The sequence below is a fragment of the Bradyrhizobium sp. SZCCHNS1050 genome (assembly GCF_032484785.1).
Taxonomy (GTDB): domain Bacteria; phylum Pseudomonadota; class Alphaproteobacteria; order Rhizobiales; family Xanthobacteraceae; genus Bradyrhizobium.
This window is the reverse complement of record NZ_JAUETR010000002.1, coordinates 540240-565626: the sequence shown is the minus strand read 5'-3', so window position 1 is coordinate 565626 and position 25387 is coordinate 540240. Positions and strand designations below refer to the sequence as shown.

Genomic DNA, 25387 nt, shown 5'->3' with positions numbered 1-25387 from the left:
ACCGATGTTCCGACGTGGCCAAGGGAGGCGTCTGCCAGGCTGACTATTCGATCGTTCGGGATCTTGGTGAGCGCGCCGGGACTCGAACCCGGGACCCCATGATTAAAAGTCACGTGCTCTACCGGCTGAGCTACGCGCTCGCTTCCAAGAAGCGGTGCGACGGCAGGGCCGTCACTGTCCGGATCGTCGGCAGGTCCCCATCGGAACGCTTTAGGCGTGGCCGTGGTTCACTGCGGCATGAGATCGGGGCGGCAAAAAACCCCGACCTTGGGCCGCATGCTGTCGTGGGCGCTGTGTAGGGGGTGGGTCCGTTCCGGTCAATAGGGCGGGCGGGGGAAACCACGGGAGATCGACGATCGTTTCGGGGGCGCGGCGATGACGGTGCCGTAGCCCGCCATGAGCCGCCATCATGAGCCGCCGTCGGCGCTCGAGAGAGCGGCGGCGGAGGCGACCTGCGGGGGCTCACGGGCCGTCGCAATGACCCCGGATGTCGCTGCCGCCTGCGCCCGTCGGGCCCATGCGTCCGCTCATCCGGGCTACGCTTCGCTTCGCGTTACACCTTGTCCGCCGCCTTCGTTGCCGCCGCGCTCAGCGGCGCCGGTTGCATTCCGGGCCCGGCCAGCTCGGGCACCCATACCGGGCGCAGGCCGATCAGCTCGGCGGTGCGGACGGTGGCGTGGCGCCAGAACTCGAAGGAGTTGATGCGGGACATCTCCAGCAGCGCGATGGCGACCGCTGAGAGGAACGGCAGGCTCTCCAGGATCAGGACGGCGGCGAAGATGTAGAGCTCGGTGATGGCAAGCGTGTTGGTCACGATCAGAATCGTGGCGCCGATCAGGAGCAGGGCGCCGATCACGGCCTCCCAGAACGCCTGGAACTCGATCGACATCCGCGACAGGCCGCCCTTGGACGTGCGGGCGAACGCCAGGTGCTCGGTGATCAGGCCCTGCGCCACGGCGCGGCTGACCGTCCACTGCACGCTCATCGCCGCGACCATCGCGCCCAGCATCTGCCACGGCTTCACCGCCACCCGCAGCCGGTAGAGAATCAGGAAGTGGGCGAGCGAGACCACGAAGGCGGCGAGGATCGGGATGGTCAGGATCTTGTCGGGAATGGCGATGCCGGCGAAGGCAACGATCGGCGTCCAGATCAGGTTGAGGATCGCCACCACGACGCCGAGGCTCTCGGCGCCGAGCCAGTTGAGCCAGCCGAGCGAGAACTCGCGCTTCTGGTCCGAGGTCAGCCGGCTGTGGCCGGGCAGGAAGCGGCGCCAGTGCTTCTTGACGATCTGGAAGCCGCCATAGGCCCAGCGATGGCGCTGCTTCTTGAACGCCTCGTAGGTGTCGGGCAGGAGGCCCTGGCCGTAGCGGGTGTTGGTGTAGTGGGTCTGCCAGCCGAGCTCCTGGATCGCGAGGCCGAGATCGGTGTCCTCGCAGATCGTGTCGCTCGACCAGCCGCCGGCCATGTCCATCGCCGCGCGCCGGATCAGGCACATCGTGCCGTGCACGATGATCGCGTTCTCCTCGTTGCGCTGAACCATGCCGATGTCGAAGAAGCCGGCGTACTCGCCGTTCATGATGTAGTGCATCAGCGACAGGTGCTCGTCGCGATGCTCCTGCGGCGCCTGCACCAGGCCGACGGCGGGGTCGGCGAAGGCCGGCACGAGGTCGGAGAGCCAGTCCGGCGTCACGACATAGTCGGCGTCGATGATGCCGATGATCTCGGCATCGACAGCGGTGCGCTCCATCGCGATGCGCAGCGCGCCGGCCTTGAAGCCCTTGACCTTCTCGGCGTTGATGAACTTGAAGCGCTCGCCGAGCATGCGGCAGTGATCCTGGATCGGCTGCCAGAACGCCGGGTCGGGCGTGTTATTGATGATGCAGACGACCTCGTAGTTCGGGTAGTCGAGGCGGGCCAGCGCATCGAGCGTCTGCTTCATCATGTCGACCGGCTCGAAATAGGCCGGCACGTGGATCGACACCTTGGGGCAGTAGTCCGGCGCGGCGGCGCGGTCACGCGCGGCCTTGTCGCGGGTCAAGAGGCGCCGCGGCTCGCGGCCGAAGGCGATCGCGGCGATCTCCTCGATGCGGGCCATCGCGATGAGGATCAGGGGAACCAGGAGGATCAGGCCCAGCGTCAGCGCGAAGGTCGAGCCCCAGACGAAATAGTGCACGTTCCAATAGGCGAAGACGTTGGAGACCCAGGCACCGACGCCATGTGCCGTGATGGCGAGCATCATGGCCTGCAGCACGGTCGGCTGGCGCAGCCGCACGATCGGCAGCGACAAGAGCACGCCGACCAGCAGCGCGATGGCCGCGAGCTGCCAATAGTCGGGATTCACGATCGGGCCGGTCCAGGCGAATTTCGCCTCGCGCGCGGCATTGAGGACGCCCCAGTACGGGCCGACGCCGCCTTCGAAATATTTCCAGGGCTGATCGATCGCCTCGACGATGTTGTATTCCATGCCGATCGAGGCGGCCTGGGCCAGAAAATTGCGCAGCACCTTCGCCTGCCGGAGTGGGCCCGGCACGGCGGGCCCGCGGTTGTCGCCGCTGCGGCTGTAGCCCTGGCTCGGCCAGCCGAACTCGGCGATCATGATGCGCTTGCCGGGGAACTGCTTCTTCAGGAGCTGATAGCGATCCACCGCCTGATCGACGGCCTGGTCGTCGGTGAAGAATTCCCAATAGGGCAGGACGTGCGCGGCGATGAAGTCGACATTGGCCGCGAGCTCGGGGTTGTCGCGCCAGGTGTTCCAGACGTCGCCTGTGGTGACGGGCACGTTGACCGACTTCTTCACGCGCTTGATCTTCTCGATCAGCTCATCGACCTTCTGGGTCGCCGTGAGGATGGTCTCGTTGCCGACCACGATGCCGATGACGTTGCTGTTGCGGCGGGCCAGGGTGATGGCCGACTGGATCTCGCGCTCGTTGCGGTCCGGATCCTTGTCGATCCAAGCGCCGAGCATCACCTTCAGCCCCGCCTCCGCCGCCAGCGGCGGCACTATCTCGAGGCCGCCGGTAGACGAGTAGAGCCGGATGGCCCGCGTCATCGTGGCGAGCTTCTTCATGTCGGCGCGGATGCGTTCCGGCGAGGCCACGGTGTTGGCGCCGGGAGCCCCGGTTCCTTCATGCGGATCGTAGGAGACGCTCTGCAGCAGGCCGGTAAAACTGGGGGCCTCCTGTTTGTCCTGCAGCAGTCCCCAGAGGGCGGCGTGCACAGCGGTGACGAGGAGCAGGACGGCGACAACGGCACGCATTGGAGGGGCAACCATTCCTAGGATCAAGTCAGCGGTGAAGCGGAGCGGTCGATCGCCGTTCCATCTCGGGTATCCGATGCTACCGGGATCACGTTCGCGGGCGACGTCCGACGACGAGCGGCGAAGGCGATCATTCTCACGCCGTCACAGCCGAAGGCCGCGACATCATATGTCATCCCAACAGAGCCCAATCCTGCTGAACGGTGCCTGAACCGGGGCGAGGCTCAGGCGCGCGTCGAGGACCTCGATCGTATCTCGGCCGTATCCTGCCACGTGATCGGAGCGCTGTCATGCCGCAGCCGCGCATGGCGCCTGGTCGTCGGGATCGTGCGTCCCGCCTGCCTTCAGGCGCCGGTCACTTCGCCGGAGGCTGCGCGGGCGAGGGCGATGCCTGGGGAGCGGGCTGCTGCGTCGGTGCTGGCGAAGCCTGCGCGGCCGGGGTCGAGGCCGGGCCTGGCGCAGGCGCCGCAGCCACCTGCGGCTTGGCGTCCGGATTGATCCAGCAGCCGTGGACGTGGTTGTTCAGCGAGTTCGGCACCTTCGGATCGATCTGCGGGATGAAACGCGTCAGGCAGCGGAAGGCGGCCTGAACGTGGCCGCCGGGGCAGCCGAACCGGTCATAGAGATCAAGGTGGCGGAAGGCGGTATCGAGGTCGTCGTTGTACATCAACTGGACGACGCGGCGGCCGAGCCAGACGCATTCGGGATTGCCGGCCGGGCCGCCACTGAGCGCCTGGGACGCTTCGGTGAATTCGTCGGCCTTGCGCTGGTTCTCCTTCGACACGTCGGCCGGATTGGCCGCCTGCGGCTTTTGGTCCTGGGGATGGTCGCTGCCGCTCTGGGCGAGCGCGCCGGGCGCGCCGATGAGGAGCACGAGGCCCAGAGCCGCCGACAGGCGCGAAACCGAAAACTTGGAGTGGAGCACGCGTCGACCCATAAATTCCCCGATTGTTGCCTTCGTGCCGTCCCCTGACGGACGCAGTGTTGATGCCGATCAAATCAGCCCCGATTGCGGCGGGAGATTGATTCCGACTGTCGCAGAGCGTTCCTAACGGGCGCTTGCGCAGGGGCCCAATCTGGGTTGCGACGTTGCGACGGCCGGGGCCAACCGGGATTCCCAATGACCGGAATCTCGGATTTTGTCCAGCAACGTACCAACTTTCTCGCGTCATCGTAAAAGGGCGATGTGGAGCGGGTACGCCGGGAGCGCCGGAGGGCCCGATCGCCTACTTGGCAGATCGCCGCCGACCGGGTAATCGACACCACCCTGCCTGGAGACACGGAACTGAAATCCCTTCCTACGCCGCTGGCGCTTCTGCTCATATCCTTGGGTGTCATCGCCGCCGCGTGGTGGTGGCTGGCCCAGCCGATCATGCTCGCGCGCGCGCCGATCGAGCCAGCTTCGAAGCTGCAGTGCGTGTCCTATGCGCCGTTCCGCGGCCAGCAGAGCCCGCTGGATCCGACCACCCATATCGACGCCGAGCAGATCGAGCAGGACCTGGTGCAGCTCGCCAAGATCTCCGAATGCGTGCGCACCTATTCGATCGAGAACGGTCTCGACCAGGTGCCGGGAATCGCCGCCCGCGTCGGCATCAAGGTGATCCAGGGCATCTGGCTCGGCTCCAACAAGCTGAAGAACCAGCAGCAGATCGGCATCGCGGTCGACCTGATCAAGCGCTATCCAAAGGTGATCACGGCCGTCGTGGTCGGCAACGAGGTGCTGCTGCGCGGCGAGATGACATCAGCCGATCTGGCCGCGACCATCCGCGGCGTCAAGGCGCAGGTCACGGTTCCCGTGACCTATGCGGACGTCTGGGAGTTCTGGCTGCGCAACCGCGAGCTCTACGACATCGTCGACTTCGTCACAGTTCATATCCTGCCGTACTGGGAGGACATCCCGGTGCGCGCGAAATTCGCCGCCTCCCATGTCGACGCCATCCGCCAGCAGGTCGGCGTCGCCTTTCCGGGGAAGGAGATCCTGATCGGCGAGACCGGCTGGCCGAGCGAGGGGCGCATGCGCGAGGGCGCGCTGCCGTCGCGGGCCAACCAGGCCCGCGTGGTGTCGGAGATCCTCAGCCTCGCCAAGCGCGAGAACTTCCGCGTCAACCTGATCGAGGCCTATGACCAGCCGTGGAAGCGCAAGCTCGAAGGCACGGTCGGCGGCTATTGGGGCCTGATCAGCGACGATACGCGGGCGCTGAAATATCCGCCGGGCGAGCCCGTCAGCAACTATCCGCTGTGGAAGCTGCAGATGGGCGGCGGCATGATCCTGTCGTTCGTGGTGTTCCTGGCCGGGTGGCTGACGGTGCGGCGCCGGCCCTGGCCGCCGCACGTCTCGGCCTGGATCGGGGTCGGGTTCTCCGCGACGACAGCGGGCGTGCTGTTCGGCATGGCCGCGGACAAGATGTTCTATGAGAGCCTCGGTGTTGGCGGCTGGCTGCATTGGGGGGCGCTGCTCGCGGCCGGCGTCCTGGCGCCGATCCTCAGCGCCAATGCGACGATGGCCGGGCGGCCGTTGCCGACCTTCCTCGACCTGCTCGGACCGAATGACGGCCGCAAGCAGTTGAAGATCACCTACCTGCTGGGCCTGGTCCTCGTCGTGACGGTGCTGATTGCGGCCGAGACGGCGCTCGGCTTCGTGTTCGACCCGCGCTACCGCGATTTCCCGTTCGCCAGCCTGACCATGGCGGTGGTGCCGTTCGCGATGCTGCTCGGCAATCGTCCGGCGCAGGGTCCCCGGCCGATCGCCGAGGCCAGCTTCGCCGGCCTGCTCGCGATCTCCTCGGTCTACGTGATCTACAACGAGGGCCGCGACAACTGGCAGGCGATGTGGACCTGCGCGATGTATCTGCTGCTGGCGTTCACGCTGTGGCGGGCGCGGGCCGCGCAAAGCCGAGGATGAGCAGGCCGATCGCCAGCCCCGACAGCACGATGTTGTAGAGCACGATGCCGAGGCCGGCGGCGATCAGCCCGCCGGTCAGCAGCACGATCGACGGCCGCATCACGTGCAGCACTGCGATCACCAGCGCCGTGGCGCCGAACACCGAATTCTTGAACAGCGTGGTCGCAACCGCCCGGCTCTTGCAGGCCAGCGTCTGCAGGCCGGCGTCGCAGGCGAGCGCGACGCTCGACAGCTCGATCGCCAGATAGCGCAGATAGAGGGCATAGCCGACGGTGACGAAGCCTATGATCAGGAGCCATTGCACCTGATAGGGCGAGAGGCGGAACGGGGTCTTTTTCATGCGCGGGACTATGCTGCGGAAAGGACGTGCGGACAAGCCGCAAAGCCGGTTCGCGGACTGCTTTCACAATCCGTCCCAACCGGCTTTGGCCGCACGTCGATTCGAGCCTCAGGAGCGGCGGAAGAACGACGACAGCGCCGACGGCTGTTCGGGCTTGGGCGCCTCTGCCGGCGGCGGTGCCGGCGCGGCCGCGGCCGGCGGCTCCTCGCGCTTGCCGTGACGCTGCTGCTGGGCCTGTGGCTGATACGTGCGCCGGCGCTGCACCGGCTTCTGGGCGGCAGCCGCGGGCGCGGCCGGCTTGGCCGCCTCCGGCTCCTCGCGGACCGCGAGGCGTTGGCCGTCATAGACGGTGGTCTCGCAAGCGCGCTGGCTCTCGGCGAGGACCGCGCAGATCTTCGCCGCCGTCGCCGCGTCGCCCAATGGGCCGGCGCCGAGCCGCAGTTGCATACCTGGACCGCCCCGGCCTTCCTTCAGGATGATGATCGGCCTGAGCAGGGCGAGGTCGGCATGGGTCTTCACGAGATCCCGCCACAGCGCCCGCAGGCCGCCGAGCGAGTTGGCTCCGCCGAGATCGACGGCGAATTCGGTCTTCTGGACCGCCGTGACCGCGGCGTCGGTGCTGTCACTGCCCTTGGCGCCGGCGGCCTCTGCGGGTTCGGCTCTTGCGAGCTTGTCGGTCTCGGCCGGCTTGCCGGCCGGGTCCGAGGCACCACCAGTCGGCTTGGAACCGGTCGCAGCCGGCGATGCGGACGAGGCTGACGGTGTCGGCGAAGGGGCGGAAGAGACGGGCGGTGACGAAGCCCCCGATAGCCCGGCCGACATCGGCTTGGCCTGCTCCTGTTTCGTCTTGTCGGCGCTCGCGGCAGCCGGCGGGGTACTCGGCTGAGCCGGACTGGTTCCGGCCGCCCCGTTGGGAACCGGCATGAACGGCGACGCGTTCGCATATGCGGGCAAGGGGCCGGGTGGCGGGGAACCCGACGGGGCCGCCACCGGGGCCTGGGACTCGACGGCAGCGATCTGTGGCGCGGGGGGCGCCTTGCTGCCGGGGGCGGGATTCGCGGTCGCCTGGGCGCTCTGCTTGGCCAGCGCGCCGGTCACCGAGTCCAATCCCTGCTCGAGCACCGTCACGCGCGCGTACAGCCGGTCGCGATCGGTGTTGAGCGTCTCGATGGCCGCGCCGAGCTGGCGCGCCTCGCCCTGGGTCTCACGGGCCAGCGACTGCAGCAGTTGCGCCTGGCGCGACAGATCGGCCGCGGAAACACGGTCCTGCCGCCATCCCTGTGCAGCCTGATTGGTGAAAACGGCCAGGCCGACGGCGCCGACGGCGCCAGCCCCCCACCAGCCGAGCCGCCACAGCGCGCGGCGATCGAACTCGTTCTCGTCAGCAAACAGTCCGGACAGAGTTGCGCCCGTCTTCTCAGCTCCATTCGTGCCGGCGGATTTGCGGGAGTCCCTAGCCATGAACCTGCCTTAATCGAATCACGAAGCGAACATTAACAGGAAAACCACCAGGGGCTTGAGCCGGTGCGGCTTGCCCCGCGCAGAAAACGCATTATGACAGCGCGACCTATGCGCTCCCTTCATCCCAGGTGTTTCATGACCGCTCGATCCAGTCTGACCATCGTGCTTGCGGCAGGCGAGGGCACCCGGATGCGCACGAGCGTGCCCAAGGTGTTGCATCCCATCGCCGGCGAATCACTGCTCGCGCACGTCCTGGCGGCGGCGCCGCACGGGGATGGCGCCAGCATCGCGGTGGTGGTGGGGCCGGGGCACGACGCGGTCGAGAAGGAAGCCAGGCGCCTGCGCGCGGATGCGGATATCTTCGTCCAGCACGACCGGCTGGGGACGGCGCATGCGGTGCTGGCGGCGCGGCAGGCGATCGCGCGCGGCGCAGACGATCTGCTGGTCGCATTCGGCGACACGCCGCTGATCACGGCCGAGACGTTCGCGCGGCTGCGGGCGGCGCTGGCGCAGGGCGCAGCGCTCGCCGTGCTCGGCTTTCGCGCCGCCGATCCGACCGGCTACGGTCGCCTGCTGCTCGACGGATCGAAGCTGGTCGCGATCCGCGAACAGGCCGATGCGAGCGAAGCGGAGCGGGCGATCACGCTGTGCAATGCCGGGGTGATGGCGATGGACGGCCGTTGCGCGCTCGCGATCCTCGACCGGATCGGCAACGCCAACAGCAAGGGCGAGTATTATCTCGTTGACGCGGTGGCGATCGCGCGCGAGCAGGGGCTCGACGCGGTCGTGATCGAGACGTCTGAAGACGAAGTGCGCGGCATCAACACCAAGGCGCAGCTCGCCGAGGCCGAGGCCGTGATGCAGACCCGGTTGCGCCGCGCGGCGATGGATGCGGGCGTGACGCTGATCGCGCCGGAGACCGTCTATCTCGCCGCGGATACGACGTTCGGCAAGGACGTGACCATCGAGCCGTTCGTCGTGATCGGCCCCGGCGTGTCGATCGGCGACGGCGCGGTGGTGCATTCGTTCTCGCACATCGTGCAATCCAAGCTCGGCCGCAACAGCCTGCTCGGGCCGTTCGCGCGGCTGCGGCCCGGTACGTCGCTCGGCGAAGGCGCCAAGATCGGCAATTTCGTCGAGGCCAAGGCCGCAGTGCTGGAGGCGGGCGTGAAGGTCAATCACCTGTCCTATATCGGCGACGCCCATGTCGGCGCCAATTCCAACATCGGTGCCGGCACCATCACCTGCAACTATGACGGCTTCAACAAGCACAAGACGAACATCGGCGAGGGCGCCTTCATCGGCACCAACACCTCGCTGGTGGCGCCGATCAACATCGGCGCCCGCGCCTATATCGGCTCAGGCTCGGTGATCACGCGCGACGTGCCCGACGATGCGCTGGCGCTGGAGCGCAGTCCTCAGACGACGCGCGAAGGCGCCGCGGCGCGCTTTCGGAATGCCAAGCAACGCCACAAGAAGTGAGCTGAAACATCAGCTTTCGTCGTCCTGGAACTCGGCGAACATCGCACGTGTCAAACGCCAGCCGCGGCGGGTGGCGTGCTTGACCGGCTCGTTCGTACGGTGCTTGATAGGCATCGGCTTGAGCTCGTTGCTCAAGGTCGGCGGCGGCCAGTGCGCCAGATGGCTCCCGGACGTCGGATGCGACAGGCTCAGCGGGCTGGTGCCCTTGGGATCAGTTGGGCGGCGGCTATAGGTCATGGCGTCCTCTCCGACGCGACAGTCTCTGCGCAAAAGCGTTGACCTGGCGTTAAGTGCGCTCCGAACTGGACCTCCGCATCGAACCGGAGTTGCCTGCAGGCCCTCGGTTAGGGCTCTCACTTAACCCTGTCGCAATCCGCAATAATTATTGAATCCTGAAAGCGCGCCGTTTTCGTTAAGACAATGCCACGCTTTTGAATCTCTCTCGACGATTTGGGGACTGGCGCTGATGTGCGGAATCATCGGGATCCTGGGACGCGGGCCGGTTGCTGCGCATCTCGTCGATTCCCTGAAACGTCTCGAATATCGCGGCTACGATTCCGCGGGCGTCGCCACGCTCGAGGGCGATCATCTGGACCGGCGGCGCGCCGAGGGCAAGCTGAAGAACCTCGAGAAGCGGCTCGAGCAGCAGCCGCTGAAGGGACACGCCGGCATCGGTCACACCCGCTGGGCCACCCACGGCAAACCGACCGAGAGCAACGCGCATCCGCATGCGACTGACAACGTTGCCGTGGTGCATAACGGCATCATCGAGAATTTTCGCGAACTACGGGCCGAGCTCGAAAAGCAGGGCGCCAAGTTCGCATCCGAGACCGACACCGAGACCGTCGTCCATCTGGTCAATTCCTATCTGCTGAAGGGCCACACGCCGCAACAGGCCGTGGCTGCGTCGCTGCCGCAGTTGAAGGGCGCATTCGCGCTGGCCTTCCTGTTCAAGGGCCACGGCAATCTCCTGATCGGCGCCCGCAAGGGCTCGCCGCTGGCGATGGGCTATGGCGACGGCGAGATGTTCCTGGGCTCGGACGCGATCGCGCTGGCGCCGTTCACCGATACGATCAGCTATCTCGATGACGGCGACTGGGTCGAGATCACCCGCGACGCCGGCATCATCCACGATGCAACGGGCGCGGTGGTGAAGCGCGAGGTGCTGAAATCCGGCGCGTCGTCGTTCCTGGTCGACAAGGCCAACTATCGCCATTTCATGGCCAAGGAAATCCACGAGCAGCCGGAGGTCGTCGGCCACACCTTGGCACGCTACGTCGACATGGGCACCGAGCGCGTGATGCTGCCGGCGCGGCTGCCGTTCGACTTCAAAGATATCCAGCGCATCTCGATCACCGCCTGCGGCACCGCAAGCTACGCCGGCTTCGTCGCCAAATACTGGTTCGAGCGCTTCGCGCGGGTGCCGGTCGAGCTCGACGTCGCCTCCGAGTTCCGCTACCGCGAGGCGCCGCTGCGCAAGGGCGATCTTGCCATCTTCATCTCGCAATCCGGCGAGACCGCCGACACCCTGGCGGCGCTGCGCTACGCCAAGTCGCAGGGCGTCCATACGCTCTCCGTCGTCAACGTCCCGACCTCGACGATCGCGCGCGAGAGCGAGATCGTGATGCCGACGCTTGCGGGCCCCGAGATCGGCGTCGCCTCGACCAAGGCCTTCACCTGCCAGCTGATGGTGCTGGCGGCGCTGGCGATTGCCGCCGGCCGCGGCCGCGGCGAGCTCTCTGAGGCCGACGAGGCCAAGCTGGTGCACGGCCTCGTCGAGGTGCCGCGGCTGATTGCGGCGGCGCTGACGGTCGAGCCGCAGATCGAGAAGCTCGCGCGCGAGATCGCCAAGTCGAAGGACGTGCTGTATCTCGGCCGCGGCACCTCCTATCCGCTGGCGCTGGAAGGCGCGCTGAAGCTGAAGGAGATCTCCTACATCCATGCCGAGGGCTATGCCGCCGGTGAGCTCAAGCATGGCCCGATCGCGCTGATCGACGAGACCATGCCGGTCGTCGTCATTGCGCCCTATGATCGCGTGTTCGAGAAGACGGTGTCGAACATGCAGGAGGTCGCCGCGCGCGGCGGCAAGATCATCCTGATGACCGATGCCAAGGGCGCCGAGGAGGCGACCGTGGACTCGCTGGTCACGATCATCATGCCGGACATGGCCGCGACGTTCACGCCGATCGTCTACGCCATCCCGGTCCAGCTCCTGGCCTATCACACCGCCGTGGTGATGGGGACGGACGTCGACCAGCCGCGCAATCTCGCCAAGTCGGTCACGGTGGAGTAGCAGCGGGTTTCTCTTGGCTGATGCTCTCGCATCGCCTTGAGAACCAGTTCGGCGTAAGTTGCGACGCGGCATCTTCACATTCGCTGTCATCCCGGCGAACGCCGGGATCCATAGCCACAGTGCTTAATGGTTCGCAGCGCCGGCGGCTCCAGCCTGTCTCAAACGACCTCTCGGGATTATGGGTCCCTGTGTCTGGAAAGTCTGCCATGATGATGGTGGGCGGGAAGCCGTTGGGTCCTTGGCGCTAGACGCCGTGAGCCGGCTCGGTCTCCCGCCCGTTCCATTTATCAACCTGAACAGTTGCACGAGGCTGCGCCAACAGACCTCGCATCACAGGGACAGGCACCGTGATCGTACCTTTTCGTTGCGTCGGAATCGACGTTTGCAAACCCTATCTCGATATTTTTGATGAAGCCGTGGGGGCGCCGGAGCGCATCGCCAACGGGCCACAGGCCATCACACAGCTGGTGGCGCGTTGGGGATGCGATGTTCTGGTGGTCTTTGAGGCCACGGGTGTCTACGACCTCGAACTGCGCGAGGCCCTGCGTCGGGCGGGCATCCGCTTTGCGCGGATCAACCCGGCTCGAGCTCGCGATTTCGCCCGCGCCAGCGGCCAACTCGCCAAGACCGATCCGATCGACGCGCGAACGCTGGCAGCCTTTGGGCGCGCCATGCAGCCAGCCACCGAGCAGGCCATGACGCCTGCCCAAAGCGCCCTCGCCAGGCTTGCAAAACGGCGGGATCAACTGGTTGCCATGCGCGCCCAGGAAAAGAACCGCCGCAGCGAGGCCGAGGACCGCGCCATGGCCGAACGCATCAGCCGCCTGATCGAGGTCCTCAATGACGAGATCGTCGAGATCGAGGCCGAGATCAACGCGCTCATCAAAGCCGAGCCGGTGCTTGCGGAGCAGGCACAGCTGATGCGCTCCGTGCCCGGTGTGGGACCCGTCGCCTGCATGCAACTCATCACCCAGATGCCGGAACTCGGCCATCTCGGGCCAAAGGAGGTAGCCGCTCTTGCGGGCCTGGCTCCCTTCAATCGCGATAGCGGGGCGTATCGTGGCAAGCGCAAGATCGGCGGCGGCCGGAAGCGTGTCCGCGACGCCCTCTACATGGCCGCCCTCAACGCCGTCCGCCGCGCCGATCGCTTCAAGATCTTTTACAACCGTCTGCGCCAAGCCGGTAAACCCGCCAAGCTCGCCCTCATCGCCGTCGCCAGGAAGCTTCTAACCATCCTGAATGCCATGATGCGCGACCGAAAACCTTATGCGATCACTCCATCAACATAACAGTTGCCGGATCTGCGCCCGCCAACGCTATCGCGTTGCCGGGCTTGTCCGGGACGACACCGTTTTTTTTCGCGCCCACACCTTACGGGGGGCACGAGCGTGCAAACTCGGCCGTGCTTGCCATCTGATCCGCAATCCGACATCAGTTTCAGGCGATGTCCCCGACGGAGCTCGGCGGTCCGCTCCATCACGGGGATCACGATGGCTTTCGACACTTGGCTGCTGTTCCTGCTCATGAGCATCGGTATCTCGCTCACGCCCGGCCCGAGCGGCCTGCTGGCTCTCACCCATGGGGCGCTGCATGGCGGGCGCAGGACGCTGTTCACGATCGCCGGCGGCCTGATCGGCTTCGTCCTCATCATCGCGCTCTGCATGTTCGGCATCGGCGCGCTGGTGCAATCCTCCATCGCCTGGCTGGTCGTCCTGAAGTGGGTGGGCGGGCTGTATCTCGCCTGGCTCGGCATCAAGCTGTGGCGATCGCCGCCGGTGGCGGTCGATGCCGGCAGTGAGCCCGCCGTTGCGAGCGGGCAGGTGCTGTTTCGCCAGGGTTTCCTGACCGCGGCCACCAATCCCAAATGCCTGCTGTTCTTCAGCGCCCTGTTGCCGCAGTTCATCGACCCCGAGCGCAGCCTTGTGGTACAGTTCGGCATCGTGGCCGTCACCTATACGGCGACCGAGTTCCTGACCGAGGTCGCCATCGCCAGCGCGGCGGCCCAGGTTCGTCCATGGCTCGCCCGGGTCGGGCGGCGCTTCAACCAGGTCTGCGGCGGCATCTTCGTGGCGGTCGGCCTGGCCCTGCCGCTGCGTAGCGCCTAGGGCAGCGCGTTTGCCCTTTTGAGTGGCTCCTCGCCGCAGTAGGGATTGAAATCGACGCCTTGCGCGTTGACTTGGTGCCCGGCTGCCGGGCCACAGGTCAGCGGCAAAGCGCGCATGTGTCGGAAAGAGGGCCTTCGCCCTTCAAAAATCTGCTAAGACCCCTAGGTGAGATTTGATCCGACCCGGAAGTTCGCATGAGTTCCCGCGACGACCTGCCGCCTGAGACCGATCCCTTGGCCGATGCTCCGGCCGAGACGCCCCATCATGGGCTGATGTTCCGGTTTCGCAACTATTTCCTGACCGGCCTCGTCGTCGCCGGTCCCGTCGCCATCACGCTCTACATCACCTGGTGGTTCGTGACCTGGGTGGACGGGCTGGTCCGGCCGTTCGTGCCGCTGGTGTATCGTCCGGAGACCTATCTGCCGTTCGGCGTGCCCGGCTCCGGCCTGATCGTAGCCGTGATCGGGCTGACGCTGCTCGGCTTCCTGACGGCCAACCTGATCGGCCGCACCCTGGTCGACCTCGGCGAGCGGCTGCTCGGCCGCATCCCGGCGGTGCGGGCGATCTATCGCGGCCTCAAGCAGGTGTTCGAGACGCTGTTCTCGGGCAAGGGCTCGAGCCTGCGCCGTGTCGGCCTGGTCGAGTTTCCCTCGCCCGGCATGTGGTCGATCGTCCTGATCTCGCAGCCGCCGAGCGCGGAGATTTCGAGCCGGCTGCCCGGTGACGACGAGCAGATCTCGGTGTTCTTGCCGTGCGCACCGAACCCCACCACCGGCTTCTTCTTCTATCTGCCGCGGAGCAAGATCATCGAGGTCGACATGAGCGCCGAGGACGCGGCGACGCTGATCATGTCCTGCGGCGTGGTGCAGCCGGGATCGGACCAGCAGAAAAAAGTCGCGGCGCTGGCCAACATGGCCAACGCCGCGCGCCTCGCCAACACACCCGCGCAGCCAGCGCCGCACCGCGAGCCCGAGCCGGCCAAGGCGGACTAGGCTGAAAGGCCGACTGGCGCGAAAGGCCAGCCACTGCGGAAGAGCTAGGCCGCATCCTGCGGAACGAACACGCGCAGGCGATGCCCGTCCGGATCGAGCGTGACGAACGTGGTTCCGAAATCCATCCGTGTCGGCGCCTGCGCGATCGAAAGTCCGCGCGCCTTCCAGTCGTCGTGCAGCCGCTGGACCTCGCCGGCATCGCCGACCGCGAACGCGACCTCGCCGAAGCCTGCGGCGCCCGTCGCTGGCGGCTCGACCGTGTGCCGCGACCACAAGCCCAGCATGACGCCCTCGCGCAGCGGCAGCATGGCGAACGTCGGCGATTGTTCGATCACGGGCCGGCCGAGCAGATCCGCATAGAAGGCCGCGCTCCTCGGCGGGTTGTCGACATAGAGGATCAGGAAATTGAAGTCGGGCATCGTCGTCTCTCCGGTGGCGGCGCCGGCTGCGGCGCTTCAGCCACACGACTAGCCGAGCCCTCTGCCAGATTCTGTCAGCGGCCTTCGTGAGCATGGTCGGTGGCGGTCCGGTCCGCCCAGCGGGCGAACGTGCGCATCGCGGCGCTTTGCACTGCATGATGATGCGGGGAAAGCACAGCCACGGATGTCATCGTTCCTACAACCAATGGGCAGTGGTGTTTCGAATGGTCACCATGGAAACATCGGGCAAACAAAAGTAGGGCGTTGGGGAGGCGCGTAGGATGCCTGTGAGTAGGACGACATCGTTGTGTGCGGTCGCGCTGTCCGCGGCGTCCCTGCAACTGACCGCGCCGGCGGCGGCCCAGACCACCTATACGCGCATTCAGGCTTTTGGCGACAGCTACGCCGACACGGGCAATCTCTGGACCTTCACCGGCGGCGCCGGCAAGCTGCCGCTCTATCCCACCGGTCGCTTCAGCGGCGGCACGAATTTCGTCGACACGACCTCGGCGCTGCTCGGCATTCCCCAGCTCAACTACGCGATCGGCGGCGCCATGGCGGGCGATACCAACGTGGTGGCGCCGGGCATTCCCGGCTTCTTCCAGGAATGGAGCGGACTGACGGGCTTCTCCGGCAGGATCTCGTCGACCGACCTGGTCGAGATCTCGGTCGGCGGCAACGATGCGCGGGCCTATTACCGCGCCGGCGGCTCGCTCGCTGGCGCGCCGACGGCCGCGGCCGTCACGGCCCAGCAGGCCATGGCCGGCATCAACGCGCTGGTCGGCGACGGCGCGCGCAGTATCGTGTTCACGGCCGGCGATGTCAGCACCTTGCCGGAGGCCGTTGGCAACGCCAATGCTCCGGCCGGCAAGGCCTACAGCACGACCTATAACAGCCTGATGCAGCAGTCGCTCGCTGGCGTCGCGCGTTCGGGCGTGCGTGTCGAGTACGTCGACACCGGACTGATCGGCACGCTGATCCAGGCCAATCCGTCGCGCTATGGCTTCACCAATGTCGGCGCCTGTCCGATCGCGTGCATCGGCAATCCTGCGCTGCAGAACCAGTATCTGTTCTACGTCGATGGCGTGCACCTGACGTCACACGGCTTCGAGGTGCTGGGGCAGTACATCGTCAACCGCCTCAACGCGCCGCTGACCTTCGCGCCGCAAGGCGAGGTGGGGTCGATCACCGCGATGGGCTTCGCCTCGACCCTGTTCGGCAAGCTCGACATGTTCCGCGAGACCGCGGGCTTTGCTCCGTCGACGATGAACGCCTATGGGGCAATGGGCCGCCCGCCCTACACCAAGGCGCCGCCGCTCGCGCCGGTCAGTCCATGGTCGTTCTACATGCAGGGCAATGGTGGCGTCAGCGACCGCCAGGGCAGCGCCGCCTCGAACGGCTTCAATCTCGACAGCATCGGCGGCACCATTGGCGTCGAGTACCGGCTGTCGGCGAACACCATGATCGGTACCGCCTTCGACTATTCCAATCCAAAGGCGAGGCTGTTCAACAGCGCCGGCACCACGGATGCCAACTCCTATCAGTTCGGCCTCTACGGGGCCTGGGCCAGCAGCAGCCTGTTTGCCGAGGGCCTGGCGACGATCGGCCATCAGGACTATCGCAACACGCGGCCGGGCGTGGTCGACACCATCACCTCCAATCCCGGCGGCACCACCTTCGTCGCGGCCGGCAAAGCCGGTTACCTGTTCGATGCAGGCACGGCGAAGCTCGGCCCGATCGGCGGGCTGACCTATGCCCGCGCCCGCGTCGACGGCTTCACTGAGACCGGCGATCCTGCGCTCACGCTCGCGGTCGGCTCGCAGACCGCCGAGACCCTGATCGGCAGCGTCGGCGTGCAGCTGCGCACCCCGTTCCAGGTGCAGGGCAACGTCATCAATCCGTACCTGAACCTGACGCTCGATGACGACATCATCGGCAACGGCCGCCTGATTCAGTACAACGCGACCTCGGCGCCCGTCATCGTCAACAACTGGACGGTTCCGAACGGCACGTCGCATAACGTCTACGGCCGGGTGAGCGCCGGCGTCGTGGCGCCGTTCTGGAGCCATGTGGCGCTGACGGTGAACGTGTCGCGCACGATCGGACGCACGGGTGGCGACGATTTCTTCGGCAGCGGAGGCTTGAAGATTGCGTTCTGAGGTCTGCCGCGGCGGTCAGCGTTCTCGGGGGCTCTGAGGGGAGCGTTGACGTTGCGGCCAAGGCGAGGGCAGCCCGGAAGGGCTGCCCTTCGTTTTCGTGCCTTCAATTTTGTCATGGGGTGCGCATAGTCTTCGAGACCATCGTTGGAATCGGAGCGTCATCATGCCTCCCAGCATTGCCGTCATCGCGCCCGGCGCCATGGGCAGCGCCATCGCCGCCCGTCTCGTGGAGCACGGCTGCAAGGTCCTGACGTCGCTCGAGGAGCGCAGCGCGGCGACGCGGGCGAGGGCGGCCGCATCCGGCATGGTCGGCGCCAGCGACGCCGAGATCGCCAATGCCGACATCATCCTGTCGATCGTGCCGCCGGGCGAGGCTGTGGCGCTGGCGGAGCAGCTCGCGACGGTCATCAACCGGAATTCGAAGAAGCCCATCATCGTCGACTGCAACGCCGTCAACGTCGAGACCATCCGGACAATCGAGGACATCGTGCTGTCGTCGGGCGCGCGCCTGGTCGACGCCGCCATCATCGGTCTGCCGCCGAAGCCCGGCACGAAGGGACCGGCCTTCTATGTGAGCGGCGAGGCGGCAGCCGATGTCGCCGCGTTGGGCGAACTCGGGCTCGATCTGCGCCGGATCGAAGGGCCGATCGGCGCGGCTTCGGCGCTGAAGATGGCCTATGCCGGCATCAACAAGGGACTGACAGGGCTCGGCGCAGCGATGGTGCTGGCCGCCACCCGCGCCGGCGCCGCCGACGCGCTGCGCGACGAGCTGGCGCTGAGCCTGCCGCACGTCCAGGCCCGTCTCGCCAACGCACTGCCGGACATGCTGCCGAAGGCCTATCGCTGGGTCGCCGAAATGCGCGAGATCGCGGGGTTCCTCGGCGAGGATCATCCGGCTGCTCTGATCTACGAGGGCTTTGCGCGGTTGTTCGAGCACATTGCGGCGGACGTGCAGGGCGAGGGCACCGACGCGGCGCAGCTGGTGGCGTTCGCCGAGAGTTGCAAAACGAAGTAGACGATTTCAGCTCGTCGTCCCGTGCGAGCCACGACGCGCGATAGCCCATCGTGGCGCAGACCCGGACCCATACTCCGCGGCGGTTGTGAGGTGCGAAAAAGCCAATCGCCACCCTGCCTCAAACTGATCCCTGGGGTTAAGGGTCCCGGCTCAGGGCCGGGACGACATGGGAGTTTGTTGATGCACCTTCTGCTGATCAACCCGCCGTCAGCAGCGGGATCGCCTCGTCGCGTTCGTAGAGATACAGCAGGCAGCGCAGCGCATCGCTGCGCGGGCCCTTCAGCTTCGGGTCTTCCTTGAGTATCCGCAGCGCCTCGTCGCGGGCCTGGGTGATCAGTTGGGCATGCACCTCGGGCCGCGCGATGCGGTAGCCGGGCAGGCCGCTCTGGCGGATGCCGAGCACGTCGCCTTCGCCACGCAGCTTGAGATCCTCCTCGGCGATGCGAAACCCGTCTGTGGTCTCTCGGATCACGGCGAGGCGGGCCTTCGACATCGGCCCGAGCGGTTCGTGATAGAGCAGGATGCAGGTCGAGGCTTCCGAGCCGCGGCCGATCCGGCCGCGCAGCTGGTGCAACTGCGCCAGGCCGAAGCGCTCGGCGTTCTCGATCACCATGATGCTGGCGGCCGGCACGTCGACGCCGACCTCGACCACGGTGGTCGCAACCAGCAGGCGCAGCTCATGGGCCGCGAACCGCCCCATGACCTCGTCCTTCTCGCTGCCCTTCATCTTGCCGTGGACGAGGCCGACCTTGTCGCCGAAGCGCTCGCGCAGGCTCTCGTAGCGGTCGGTCGCGTTGGTGAGATGATCGATGCCCTCGGCCTCGGATTCCTCGACCAGCGGGCAGATCCAGTAGACCAGCTTGCCGGCATCGAGCGCGCGGCCGACGGCGTCGACGACCTCGCCGAGTCTGGTGTCGGCCACCGCGCGGGTGTCGATCGGCTGCCGGCCGGCTGGCTTCTCGCGCAGCTCGGAAATGTCCATGTCGCCGAAATAGGTCAGCACCAGGGTGCGCGGGATCGGCGTCGCCGACAGCACCAGCACGTCGACGGCCTCGCCCTTCGAGGTCAGCGCCAGCCGCTCGCGCACTCCGAAGCGATGCTGCTCGTCGACGATGGCGAGCGCCAGCGACTTGAAGACCACGTCGTCCTGGATCAGCGCGTGGGTGCCGATGAGGATGTCGATCTCACCGGCTTCGAGCCGGGCGAGGATGTCGCGGCGTTCCTTGCCCTTCTCGCGTCCGGTCAGGATGACCACGTTCATGCCGGCGCGCGCGGCGAGAGGCGCGATGGTCTTGGCATGCTGGCGCGCCAGAATCTCGGTCGGCGCCATCAGGGCGGCCTGCTTGCCGGCCTCGGCGACGGCGGCCGCCGCCAGCAACGCCACCACCGTCTTGCCGGAGCCGACGTCGCCCTGCAGCAGCCGCAGCATCCGCACCGGCTTTTCGAGATCGGCGGCAATCGCGGCCATCGCCTCGGCTTGCGAGTTCGTCAGCGCATAGGGCAGGGCGTCGATGATCTTGCGGCGCAGATGGCCGTCGCCGGCATGACGGTTGCCCGCGGGCCGGCGCAGTTGCGCCCGCACCAGTGCCAGTGCCAATTGGCCGGCGAGCAGCTCATCGAAGGCCAGCCGCGACCAGAACGGGTTTTCCGGCAGGATGTCGGTCAGCTCCTGCGGGACGTGCACCCGCGTCAGCGCCTCCTTCAGCGAGGGGAAGTTGCAGCGTCGGAGCACCTCCGGACTGATCCATTCCGGCAGCTCAGGCAGCTTGGTCAGCGCCGCAGCGATCGCCCGCCGCAGCGAGCCGAGTGCGAGGCCCTCGGTCAGCGGATAGACCGGGTCGATTCCCGAGAGCTTTGCGAAGCCGGCCTCGTCCAGGATGCGGTCGGGATGCACGATCTGCGGCACGCCGTCATACATCTGTACGGTGCCGGAGACGTAGCGCTTGGCGCCGACCGGAAGCATCTTCTCGATGTAGTCGCCCTTGGGCCGGAAGAACGTCAGCACGACGTCGCCGGTCTCGTCGCTGGCGTAAACGAGGTATGGCGCGCGCGCGTTGCGCGAGGGACGGTGGCGGTCGACCGTGACTTCGAGCGTCACCACGGTTCCGGCCTCGACGTCGCGGACCTTCGGCCGGTTGCGGCGGTCGATCACGCTGGCCGGCAGATGCAGCAGCAGGTCGACCAGCCGCGGCGTCTCGGTGCAGCCGAGCAGGTAGCGCAGCAGCTTGTCCTGCTTCGGCCCGACCCCCGACAGGGTCGTGACCGGCGCAAACAGAGGATTGAGGATGCTGGGGCGCATGGAGCGAACACTTAAAGCCGTTTGGGAGCCGGAATAGCCGCGAATGCCGAGACATCCACGTCTTTTTCTCAGGTTCGAGGTGCCGGGCATGCCGGTTCTGCAGCCCGAGAGGGGCTGACAGGGGCGCTGTGCACCGCTATATCAACCGCGCCCGGCACCGTCCGGGCTTTTGGCGTTGAACAGCAGGATGTCGCGATGACCGGAACGACCCGATCGAGCCAAGGCCTTGACGACCGCCGCAAGCGGCTCCTGTTCCGCTGCTGGCATCGCGGCACCCGCGAGATGGATCTGATCCTGGGCCGCTTTGCCGACGCCGAGATCGGCGCCCTCAGCGAAAGCGAGCTGGCCGAGCTCGAGCAACTGCTCGAAGTCCCCGACCCGGACTTCTATGCCGCGGTCACCGGCGCCCGGCCGCTGCCGCCGGAGCAGACCCCGGCATTGTTCGAGCGCATCAAGGCGTTCCGCGCGGTGGGCGCCGATTGATGAAGAGCCCGGTCAAGTCGCCAGCCGAGCATCTCGCGCCGGGGCGCGCGCTGACGCTCGCCAATGTCGCCGAGGGCGCCGAAGGCCTCGTCGTCTCCGATCTGGCGCGCGCCATCGCCGCCCGGCCGAAGCCGCCGGCGGTCAGCCTGGCCGTGGTCTGCCGCGACGGCAACCGGATGCAGCAGCTGGCGCGGGCGCTCGATTTCTTCGCGCCGGATCTGCCGGTGATGCAGTTCCCGGCCTGGGACTGCCAGCCCTATGACCGCGTCTCGCCACATGGCGGCATCCTGGCCCAGCGCGTCACGACGCTGGCGCGGCTGTCGCGCCTCGCGGGCAGCGACAAGCCGCTGATCGTGCTGACCACGGTCAATGCCATCGTCCAGCGCGTGCCGTCGCGCGACACCATGGCGGGGCAGGCGCTGTCGGTGGCGCCGGGGCATGTCGTGCCGATGGATTCGGTCGTCGCCTGGCTCGAGCACAATGGCTACCACCGCTCGTCGACCGTCCGCGAAAGCGGCGAATATGCCGTGCGCGGCGGCATCCTCGACCTGTTCCCGGCCGGCCTCGACCAGCCCGTGCGCTTCGACTTTTTCGGCGATAGCCTGGAATCGATCCGTACCTTCGACGCCGAGACCCAGCGCACCTTGCTCGACATGCGCTCGCTCGACCTCGTGCCCGTTTCCGAATTCCAGCTCGTCACCGACACCATCCGCCGCTTCCGCATGGGCTATGTCGCCGAGTTCGGCGCGCCCGAGCGCGACGATGCGCTGTACGAGGCCGTCAGCGAGGGCCGGCGCTATCCGGGCATGGAGCACTGGCTGCCGCTGTTCCACGACAAGATGGAGACCCTGTTCGACTATCTGCCGAACACGCCCGTCGTGATCGAGCCGCAGGGCGAGGATGCCGCGCGCGAGCGCTTCAAGCAGATCATCGATTATTACGACGCGCGCCGCGAGGCGATGGAGCATCCCGGCGGCGGCGCGATCTACAAGCCGCTGACGGTCGACCGCCTCTATCTGACGTCCTCCGAATGGGCCGAGCGGCTCGCCGCCGTCCCGCTGGCGCGTGTCACTCCGTTCGCGGTGCCGGAGAGCGCCAACGTCGTCGACATCGGCGCGCGACAGGGCCGCAACTTCGCGCCCGAGCGCAACGATTCCGCCGTCAACGTATTCGAGGCCGTGGTGGCGCACGTGCAGGCGCTGCAATCGGTGCGCAAGAAGGTCGTGATCGCGCTGTGGAGCGAGGGCTCGCGCGACCGCATGGCCAGCATGCTGAAGGATCACAAGCTGATCCATGTCACCAGCGTCAACACCTGGCGCGTGGTGCAGGCGACGCCGCGCAACGAGACCATGCTCGCGGTGCTCGGTCTCGAGACCGGCTTCGAGACCGATCAGATTGCGGTCATCTCCGAGCAGGATATTCTCGGCGACCGCCTGGTGCGGCCGCGCCGGGCGAGCCGCAAGCTCGACAATTTCATCTCGGAGGTGACGAGCCTCGCGATCGGCGACATCGTCGTTCATGTCGATCACGGCATCGGCCGCTTCGTCGGCCTGCAGACGCTCGAAGTTGCCGGCGCGCCGCATGACTGTCTCGAGTTGCGCTACGCCGGCGACACGAAGCTGTATCTGCCGGTCGAGAACATCGAGCTGTTGTCGCGCTACGGTTCCGACCAGACCAATGTCGAGCTCGACAAGCTCGGCGGCTCCGGCTGGCAAACACGCAAGGCCAAGCTCAAGAACCGAATCCGCGAGATGGCCGGCGAGCTGATCAAGATCGCCGCCGAACGCATGCTGCATGAGGCGCCGAAGCTGCCGGTGCAGGCCGGCCTCTATGACGAGTTCTGCGCACGCTTCCCCTATGACGAGACCGAGGACCAGCTCACCGCGATCCAGGCGACGCTCGCCGATCTCGAAGCGGGCCGGCCGATGGACCGGCTGGTCTGTGGCGACGTCGGTTTCGGCAAGACCGAGGTGGCGCTACGCGCCGCCTTTGCCGTCGCGCTCGACGGCAAGCAGGTCGCCGTCGTCGTGCCGACCACCTTGCTCGCGCGCCAGCATGCAAAGACGTTTGCTGAGCGCTTCAAGGGCTTTCCGGTCAACGTCGCACAGGCGTCGCGGCTGGTCAGCACCAAGGAGCTCAATCAGGTCAAGAAGGGCCTCGCCGACGGCTCGGTCGACATCGTCGTCGGCACCCATGCGCTGCTCGGCAAGGCGATCAAGTTCCGCGATCTCGGCCTCGTCATCGTCGACGAGGAGCAGCATTTCGGCGTCAGCCACAAGGAGCGGCTCAAGCAGCTGCGCGCCGAGGTGCATGTGCTGACCCTGTCGGCAACGCCGATCCCGCGCACCTTGCAGCTCGCTCTCACCGGTGTGCGCGAGTTGTCGATCATCGCCTCGCCGCCAGTCGATCGTCTCGCCGTTCGCACCTTCGTCGCGCCGCATGATCCCGTGATGATCCGCGAGGCGCTCTTACGCGAGCGCTATCGCGGTGGCCAGGCGTTCTACGTGGTGCCGCGCATCGACGATCTCGCCGAGGTCAAGGAGTTCCTCGACAAGACCGTGCCGGAGATGAAGGTCGCGGTCGCGCACGGCCAGATGGCGCCGACCGTGATCGAGGACATCATCGGCGCATTCTACGACGGCAAGTTCGACATCCTGCTGTCGACCACGATCGTCGAATCCGGCCTCGACATTCCCCGCGCCAACACGCTGATCGTGCACCGTGCCGACATGTTCGGCCTTGCCCAGCTCTATCAGCTGCGCGGCCGCGTCGGCCGCTCCAAGCTGCGCGCTTATGCGCTGTTCACCCTGCCGTCGACGCACAAGATCAGCCCACTGGCCGAAAAGCGCCTGGGCGTGCTGCAGTCGCTGGAGACGCTGGGGGCCGGCTTCCAGCTCGCCAGCCACGACCTCGACATCCGCGGCGCCGGCAACCTGCTCGGCGACGAACAGTCCGGCCATATCAGGGAGGTCGGCTTCGAACTCTATCAGTCGATGCTGGAGGAGGCGATCGAGAACCTCAAGGCCGGCATCACCGAGCCGACGGTCGACCGCTGGTCGCCGCAGATCACAATCGGCATGCCCGTGCTGATCCCCGAGGACTACGTCTCCGACCTCTCCGTGCGGCTGTCGCTGTACCGCCGGCTCGCCGATCTCGAGACCGACGAGGAGATCGAGAATTTTGCAGCCGAGCTGCGCGACCGCTTCGGCAAGCTGCCGGACGAGACGCGCTATCTGTTCAAGGTCGCCGCGATCAAGAATTACTGCCGCCGCGCCAATGTCGAGAAGGTCGATGCCGGCCCGAAGGGCGCCGTCATCGCCTTCCGCGACAACAGTTTTGCCTATCCGGACCGCCTCGTCGCCTTCATCAAGCGCCACGGCCAGGCCGCCAAGGTGCGCCCGGACATGAAGGTCGTGTTCCTGCAGGTCTGGGAGACTCCGGAAGAGCGGCTGGCCGGGACCACGGATATTCTGAAGGAGCTGGCGGAGCTCGCGGAGAAGAAGAAGGCGGCGTAGCGGAATGGAGCGTTAGCGAAGGATCCAGCCGAAATGCAACGCAAGGCTGGCGATCGTGAAGACTGAGACGATCGCGATCACGCTGATCCAGTCGGTCTCATCGCGAGATTGTCGGTTTTGCATCGCGCCATCCTTCGCTTCGTCAGACGCCCCCGAACTAAGGGTGATAGCATCAGACGAGTGGGGCAAATGCGCGATCTGAAGATGCCAGTGTTCGGTTGAGATCGTGGCCAAGGCGATGAGATCTGACGACCGAAGTCAGGATATGCGAGCCACGCGCACACGCCGTGTCTTGGACTTGCTGGAAGCGATCCCTTACAATTTATGGTACGCTCGGCTAATTTCTTGGGATGGCGGGCACGGCGCCGTCTTGCGCTCACATATGGCGAGATCGTGCGTGCGCGTGTACCCACCTTACGGACGTTGATGCGCCTGCTTGGGAGATGTCGATGACGCAACGTAACATCGCACTTCGCATTAGTGCAGACGATCCGAACGTGGCGTATCTGATGTTGCCTGAGCATCCCGGGTCAGGAACAAAGGGGTGCTCTGCCAGGCAAGTACCATTGTCTGACCTTCTTTCATACGTTGGCGCCGACATAATCCTGGATCTCGATGCGGATGGGCGGCTCATCGGAATTGAAGTGCTTGCCTGAGGCAGGCTTA

19 protein-coding genes and 1 tRNA gene are annotated in these 25387 nt (G+C 66.5%); 11 read left to right on the top strand and 9 right to left on the bottom strand.

From position 1 onward, the window contains the following. Nucleotides 1–64 precede the first annotated feature (64 nt). The 3 genes from QX094_RS26920 to QX094_RS26910 all read right to left on the bottom strand — a co-directional run bounded on the left by QX094_RS26920 (nucleotide 65) and on the right by QX094_RS26910 (nucleotide 4193). A tRNA-Lys gene (locus QX094_RS26920) sits at nucleotides 65–140 on the bottom strand. 413 nt (nucleotides 141–553) lie between these two features. Next, on the bottom strand, nucleotides 554–3256 hold the full coding sequence (locus QX094_RS26915) for a glycosyltransferase (RefSeq protein ID WP_315712029.1): 2703 nt from the start codon (nucleotides 3254–3256) through the stop codon (nucleotides 554–556). Nucleotides 3257–3611: 355 nt separating this feature from the next. Beyond that, complete coding sequence (locus QX094_RS26910) at nucleotides 3612–4193, bottom strand: beta-1-3, beta-1-6-glucan biosynthesis protein (protein ID WP_315712028.1); 582 nt, start codon at nucleotides 4191–4193, stop codon at nucleotides 3612–3614. A 435-nt stretch (nucleotides 4194–4628) separates the two neighbouring features. Between QX094_RS26910 and QX094_RS26905 the strand changes: the two genes are divergently transcribed. Continuing rightward, nucleotides 4629–6158, top strand: a complete 1530-nt coding sequence (locus tag QX094_RS26905) for a beta-(1-6) glucans synthase (RefSeq protein WP_316185097.1) — start codon at nucleotides 4629–4631, stop codon at nucleotides 6156–6158. Here the strand turns inward: QX094_RS26905 and QX094_RS26900 are convergent. Together QX094_RS26900 and QX094_RS26895 are read right to left on the bottom strand one after the other, a co-directional pair. Further along, nucleotides 6118–6498: a hypothetical protein gene (locus tag QX094_RS26900; protein WP_284416120.1), complete on the bottom strand. Its 381-nt coding sequence runs from the start codon at nucleotides 6496–6498 to the stop codon at nucleotides 6118–6120. The genes QX094_RS26905 and QX094_RS26900 overlap by 41 nt on opposite strands. A gap of 108 nt (nucleotides 6499–6606) precedes the next feature. Further along, the gene (locus tag QX094_RS26895; protein WP_316185031.1) at nucleotides 6607–7959 is read right to left on the bottom strand and encodes a hypothetical protein; all 1353 of its coding nucleotides are present in this window, start codon (nucleotides 7957–7959) and stop codon (nucleotides 6607–6609) included. Between the two features lie 135 nt (nucleotides 7960–8094). Here QX094_RS26895 and glmU point away from each other — a divergent pair, with 135 nt between their 5' ends. Then, nucleotides 8095–9441, top strand: a complete 1347-nt coding sequence (gene glmU, locus QX094_RS26890; protein ID WP_316185033.1) for a bifunctional UDP-N-acetylglucosamine diphosphorylase/glucosamine-1-phosphate N-acetyltransferase GlmU — start codon at nucleotides 8095–8097, stop codon at nucleotides 9439–9441. A 9-nt stretch (nucleotides 9442–9450) separates the two neighbouring features. Here glmU and QX094_RS26885 read toward each other — a convergent pair whose 3' ends face one another. Then, entirely contained in the window at nucleotides 9451–9678 is a 228-nt protein-coding gene (locus QX094_RS26885; protein ID WP_315712023.1) for a hypothetical protein, read from the bottom strand. 229 nt (nucleotides 9679–9907) lie between these two features. Here QX094_RS26885 and glmS point away from each other — a divergent pair, with 229 nt between their 5' ends. The 4 genes from glmS to QX094_RS26865 all read left to right on the top strand — a co-directional run bounded on the left by glmS (nucleotide 9908) and on the right by QX094_RS26865 (nucleotide 14831). Next, entirely contained in the window at nucleotides 9908–11734 is a 1827-nt protein-coding gene (glmS, locus tag QX094_RS26880; RefSeq protein WP_315751609.1) for a glutamine--fructose-6-phosphate transaminase (isomerizing), read from the top strand. Between the two features lie 347 nt (nucleotides 11735–12081). Next, nucleotides 12082–13023 carry a transposase gene (locus tag QX094_RS26875; protein WP_315751903.1) on the top strand — a complete coding sequence of 314 codons (942 nt, stop codon included), beginning with the start codon at nucleotides 12082–12084 and terminating at the stop codon, nucleotides 13021–13023. Between the two features lie 201 nt (nucleotides 13024–13224). Then, nucleotides 13225–13839 carry a LysE family translocator gene (locus tag QX094_RS26870; protein WP_316185034.1) on the top strand — a complete coding sequence of 205 codons (615 nt, stop codon included), beginning with the start codon at nucleotides 13225–13227 and terminating at the stop codon, nucleotides 13837–13839. Nucleotides 13840–14033: 194 nt separating this feature from the next. After that, nucleotides 14034–14831 carry a DUF502 domain-containing protein gene (locus tag QX094_RS26865; protein ID WP_315751607.1) on the top strand — a complete coding sequence of 266 codons (798 nt, stop codon included), beginning with the start codon at nucleotides 14034–14036 and terminating at the stop codon, nucleotides 14829–14831. 44 nt (nucleotides 14832–14875) lie between these two features. Here QX094_RS26865 and QX094_RS26860 read toward each other — a convergent pair whose 3' ends face one another. Next, a complete protein-coding gene (locus tag QX094_RS26860) occupies nucleotides 14876–15250 on the bottom strand; it encodes a VOC family protein (RefSeq protein WP_316185035.1) in 375 nt (124 codons plus the stop codon). A 281-nt stretch (nucleotides 15251–15531) separates the two neighbouring features. Between QX094_RS26860 and QX094_RS26855 the strand changes: the two genes are divergently transcribed. Both QX094_RS26855 and QX094_RS26850 read left to right on the top strand, forming a co-directional pair. Continuing rightward, nucleotides 15532–17409, top strand: a complete 1878-nt coding sequence (locus tag QX094_RS26855) for an autotransporter domain-containing protein (protein WP_316188363.1) — start codon at nucleotides 15532–15534, stop codon at nucleotides 17407–17409. Nucleotides 17410–17572: 163 nt separating this feature from the next. Beyond that, a complete protein-coding gene (locus QX094_RS26850) occupies nucleotides 17573–18424 on the top strand; it encodes an NAD(P)-dependent oxidoreductase (protein ID WP_315826932.1) in 852 nt (283 codons plus the stop codon). Between the two features lie 196 nt (nucleotides 18425–18620). Here the strand turns inward: QX094_RS26850 and recG are convergent, their stop codons facing one another. Continuing rightward, nucleotides 18621–20723, bottom strand: a complete 2103-nt coding sequence (gene recG / locus QX094_RS26845; protein ID WP_315712014.1) for an ATP-dependent DNA helicase RecG — start codon at nucleotides 20721–20723, stop codon at nucleotides 18621–18623. 195 nt (nucleotides 20724–20918) lie between these two features. Between recG and QX094_RS26840 the strand changes: the two genes are divergently transcribed. Together QX094_RS26840 and mfd are read left to right on the top strand one after the other, a co-directional pair. Beyond that, entirely contained in the window at nucleotides 20919–21206 is a 288-nt protein-coding gene (locus QX094_RS26840; protein WP_315712013.1) for a succinate dehydrogenase assembly factor 2, read from the top strand. Further along, nucleotides 21206–24721, top strand: a complete 3516-nt coding sequence (gene mfd / locus QX094_RS26835) for a transcription-repair coupling factor (protein WP_316188362.1) — start codon at nucleotides 21206–21208, stop codon at nucleotides 24719–24721. The genes QX094_RS26840 and mfd overlap by 1 nt, the downstream gene beginning before the upstream one ends. 12 nt (nucleotides 24722–24733) lie before the next feature. Here the strand turns inward: mfd and QX094_RS26830 are convergent, their stop codons facing one another. Continuing rightward, nucleotides 24734–24955, bottom strand: coding sequence for a hypothetical protein (locus QX094_RS26830; protein WP_316188361.1), 222 nt, complete (start codon nucleotides 24953–24955; stop codon nucleotides 24734–24736). Between the two features lie 116 nt (nucleotides 24956–25071). On the opposite strand from QX094_RS26830, the gene QX094_RS34625 reads away from it, so the two are divergent. Continuing rightward, nucleotides 25072–25377: a DUF2283 domain-containing protein gene (locus tag QX094_RS34625; RefSeq protein WP_410052262.1), complete on the top strand. Its 306-nt coding sequence runs from the start codon at nucleotides 25072–25074 to the stop codon at nucleotides 25375–25377. The last annotated feature ends 10 nt before the right edge of the window (nucleotides 25378–25387 follow it).

Bases quoted from the DNA above. Each gene is read 5' to 3' on its own strand.
- QX094_RS26915 (WP_315712029.1), bottom strand. From the start codon at position 3,256: ATGCGTGCCGTTGTCGCCGTCCTGCTCCTCGTCACCGCTGTGCACGCC.
- QX094_RS26910 (WP_315712028.1), bottom strand. From the start codon at position 4,193: ATGGGTCGACGCGTGCTCCACTCCAAGTTTTCGGTTTCGCGCCTGTCG.
- QX094_RS26905 (WP_316185097.1), top strand. From the start codon at position 4,629: ATGCTCGCGCGCGCGCCGATCGAGCCAGCTTCGAAGCTGCAGTGCGTG.
- QX094_RS26900 (WP_284416120.1), bottom strand. From the start codon at position 6,498: ATGAAAAAGACCCCGTTCCGCCTCTCGCCCTATCAGGTGCAATGGCTC.
- QX094_RS26895 (WP_316185031.1), bottom strand. From the start codon at position 7,959: ATGGCTAGGGACTCCCGCAAATCCGCCGGCACGAATGGAGCTGAGAAG.
- glmU (WP_316185033.1), top strand. From the start codon at position 8,095: ATGACCGCTCGATCCAGTCTGACCATCGTGCTTGCGGCAGGCGAGGGC.
- QX094_RS26885 (WP_315712023.1), bottom strand. From the start codon at position 9,678: ATGACCTATAGCCGCCGCCCAACTGATCCCAAGGGCACCAGCCCGCTG.
- glmS (WP_315751609.1), top strand. From the start codon at position 9,908: ATGTGCGGAATCATCGGGATCCTGGGACGCGGGCCGGTTGCTGCGCAT.
- QX094_RS26870 (WP_316185034.1), top strand. From the start codon at position 13,225: ATGGCTTTCGACACTTGGCTGCTGTTCCTGCTCATGAGCATCGGTATC.
- QX094_RS26865 (WP_315751607.1), top strand. From the start codon at position 14,034: ATGAGTTCCCGCGACGACCTGCCGCCTGAGACCGATCCCTTGGCCGAT.
- QX094_RS26860 (WP_316185035.1), bottom strand. From the start codon at position 15,250: ATGCCCGACTTCAATTTCCTGATCCTCTATGTCGACAACCCGCCGAGG.
- QX094_RS26855 (WP_316188363.1), top strand. From the start codon at position 15,532: ATGCCTGTGAGTAGGACGACATCGTTGTGTGCGGTCGCGCTGTCCGCG.
- QX094_RS26850 (WP_315826932.1), top strand. From the start codon at position 17,573: ATGCCTCCCAGCATTGCCGTCATCGCGCCCGGCGCCATGGGCAGCGCC.
- recG (WP_315712014.1), bottom strand. From the start codon at position 20,723: ATGCGCCCCAGCATCCTCAATCCTCTGTTTGCGCCGGTCACGACCCTG.
- QX094_RS26840 (WP_315712013.1), top strand. From the start codon at position 20,919: ATGACCGGAACGACCCGATCGAGCCAAGGCCTTGACGACCGCCGCAAG.
- mfd (WP_316188362.1), top strand. From the start codon at position 21,206: ATGAAGAGCCCGGTCAAGTCGCCAGCCGAGCATCTCGCGCCGGGGCGC.
- QX094_RS34625 (WP_410052262.1), top strand. From the start codon at position 25,072: ATGGCGGGCACGGCGCCGTCTTGCGCTCACATATGGCGAGATCGTGCG.